The 2,774-nt window shown below is 63.2% G+C and carries 3 protein-coding genes; 2 read left to right on the top strand and 1 reads right to left on the bottom strand.

From position 1 onward, the window contains the following. The coding region (locus NEZ08_RS18085; protein WP_298109747.1) for an LptF/LptG family permease at positions 1-307 on the top strand (307 nt) is incomplete at its 5' end. Between the two features lie 453 nt (positions 308-760). On the opposite strand, the gene NEZ08_RS18080 is transcribed toward NEZ08_RS18085, so the two are convergent. After that, positions 761-2,251, bottom strand: coding sequence for a hypothetical protein (locus NEZ08_RS18080; RefSeq protein ID WP_298109744.1), 1,491 nt, complete (start codon positions 2,249-2,251; stop codon positions 761-763). A 110-nt stretch (positions 2,252-2,361) separates the two neighbouring features. Between NEZ08_RS18080 and NEZ08_RS18075 the strand changes: the two genes are divergently transcribed. After that, a partial coding sequence (locus NEZ08_RS18075; RefSeq protein WP_298109741.1) for a hypothetical protein occupies positions 2,362-2,774 on the top strand: 413 nt, incomplete at its 3' end.

The raw sequence follows: 2,774 nt of genomic DNA, 5'->3' as shown, positions 1-2,774 counted from the left end.
CGATTTGCAGCGGAGCGGCTTCGATACCGTTCCGCTTCAGGTGCAGTTCTACCGCAAGTTCTCCGTGCCTCTGTTCGCGCTGATCATGTCGCTGATCTCGATTCCCTTCGCGTTCCTGGCCGGCAACCGCGGCGCGATGGCCGGCGTCGGGATCAGCCTCGGCATTGCCATCGCCTACTTCGCCCTGAACATCTTCTTCGAGCAGGTGGGCAACGTCAATCTCCTCCCCGCCGCCTTCGCCGCCTGGTCCCCCGACCTGATGTTCTCCCTCGCCGGCCTGTACTTCTTCACGCGGATGCGCACCTGAGCCACGCGGCCGATTCTGCGCCACGCGAGACCCTGAAGTACCCGCATGAAGCAATTCCAAGTTCGAACCCTGATGATCTTTCTGGCTGCCGCGGCGGCGCCCGCGATCGGCCGCGAAGTCGCTAAGTCGCTATTCAGCAGCACCTGCGGGACGCTGCCGAATGCAACGTGCCACTGATCCAAACGCTCGCCCAGGCCGGGCAATCCGCAGCGCGGCGAAACGCCGGATGCCGGGATGAACCCCTAAAGTCCGCGCGATCTCAACCGCGAGGCGTTTGCCGTGCGGCAGGCTTTCGACGTCCACCGGGACGGCGATCGCACACCGCGATCATCGAGGTCCTGAAGACGCTTCGCCGCCTGCCCGCGTGCTCGCCGCTGGCAGCGCTTGTGGCCATCGCGAACAATAATTGCGCTCTACGTTGAGTCCCTAATTTGGCGGCTCGCGCTCGCGGCTTCACCGAGCCCCGGCTACGCGCCCGACCTGCGCAAGAAGCGCCTGGAATCTCGGATCCGGGCGAAGCCCGTCGAAACAGGCTTGCCAACGAATCGTGAGCACGTCCGGCTCGCGCGCTTGCCAGGCGCGCTCCATGTCGCGGATCGCGTCGTCGTTCCTCCCCAGCCGCGCATACAGGATTGCCGGAATGGTCATGTCGACGGAGCCCTTCTCTGCTTCGGCTTCGATCTGCCGCCCCAGTCTTAGCGCCTCGGCGGCATGGCCCTCGTCAATGGCGAGGTTCGCCCGGTGCCCGAGATTGGCTTCGTCGGCATCGGCCGCGAGCCGCCATTCCGCCATCGCGTGGACTGTGTCGCCTTCGCCGTCGTAAAGCCGGGCCAGGCGGCAGTGCAGTTCCGCCGCCGGCCGCCCGGCGGCGAGCATCTGCCGGGCAACAGCGATGCCGTCGTCGAAGCGCCGCCAGTCGTAATACAACTCCAGCAGGCCGGCCACGAAGCCGATGTACGCTGAGTCCAGCGTCATCGCCCGGCGCACGTCCTTTTCGGCTTCGGGAAAATTGCCCAGCATCTCTTCGGTCGCCCCCAGCCGGTACCAGGCGCGCGGAAGATTCGGATTCAGATGGAGCGCGTCCCGGTACTGGCTTTCAGCGGCCGTCCACCGCCAACTCGAGTATTCAAGCACGCCCATCGCGGAGTGCGCCTCCGGGCTGGATGGGTTCAACGCCAGCGCCCGGCTCGCCGCCTCGCGCCCAAACCGCACCGCGTCGTCCTTGTTCATCCCGCCGTTGGCCGCGAACATGCCGTACGCGTCCGCGATGCCGACGTACGCCTTGGCATAGTTGGGCGATAAGGCCGCGGCCTTGCGGAACATCTCGATCGCCGAACGCATCTGGTTGGGCCGGCGCGTCTGCCACAGGAACCGTCCTTCCAGATAGAGGTCGCGGGCCTCGGGACTTATCGACGCATCGCCGGCAGGTTCCTTCTGCTTTGCATTCACATGGGAGTGGCGAGATGCCAACGTCCACAGCAGTCCCGCCGCAAGCACGGCGCCGGCAGCGACCATCCATGGACGATAGCTCCGAGGCCGGCGTGCTCCCTCAGCGCTGCGTAACTCCTGCGCATTTTCCGGCACCGCGCGCCAGCCGAACACCGGCACGTAACTGCCCGGCGGAAGATCTATTCGTACTGGATCAGTACCGCCATGGATCTCATAGTACTCTCGCAGCTTGTGGCGGAGCCTCGTGCCCTCCATCCGGACGATGTTATCGGCCTTCGGATCGAACGTGTCGCCGCGGCCGAACACCATCGCGCCGACCCAATACTCCTTGATCTGCGCGGATTGGCCCGCAAGAACTATTTCCACCACTTCCGTAAGGAAGTGCTTCAGACGGGCAGACCGCGCGAAAACGGGAGAAGTGACGATCCTCTGTAACTGCCCGCGGACAGCGTCCGCGGTTGGGATGCCGCGAAGGCTGGAATTCGCTTCGCCCATACCTAAGACCGCTCATAGGAGTATACCACGGGATGTTACGGTAAGTTACCCCGAGATTACTCCCATCTCCACTAACACAACCTATAGCATTCTCCGAAGGAGGATTTTCCGTGTACAGCAACCTTTTCCATTTCCTGCCTTTCAGAATGGTTAATCCAGCGGCGCCGCGAAAGGTCTCGTTCCTCGTCTTGCCAGTGCTGCTCGCCAGTTCCTTACAACCTGCCTTCGCGGCCAAACCGGGCGGCAACAGCCTGGATACGAGCTTTGGTGACGGCGGCCTGATCATCGGGACGGGTGGGGCTGGGAACGCGATTGCGCTCCAGTCCCTCACCGGGGGGAACACGGGCGATCCTTACAAGATCGTGGCCGCCGGCTGGAACTGTAGTGGCACCAACCTACTCACGGACTACAACTGTCTGTTCGTCGTGACCCGGTTCAACTCCGACGGGTCACTAGACACGACGTTCGGCGACAATGGCCAAATCACGATCAAGTTTTCTCCCGGTTTCTATAACAATCAGGA

It is taken from the genome of Bradyrhizobium sp. (genome assembly GCF_027451485.1).
In the GTDB taxonomy this organism is placed as follows: Bacteria; Pseudomonadota; Alphaproteobacteria; order Rhizobiales; family Xanthobacteraceae; genus Bradyrhizobium.
Note: the sequence above shows the minus strand (reverse complement) of the source record. Positions and strands in the feature narration are given on the sequence as shown.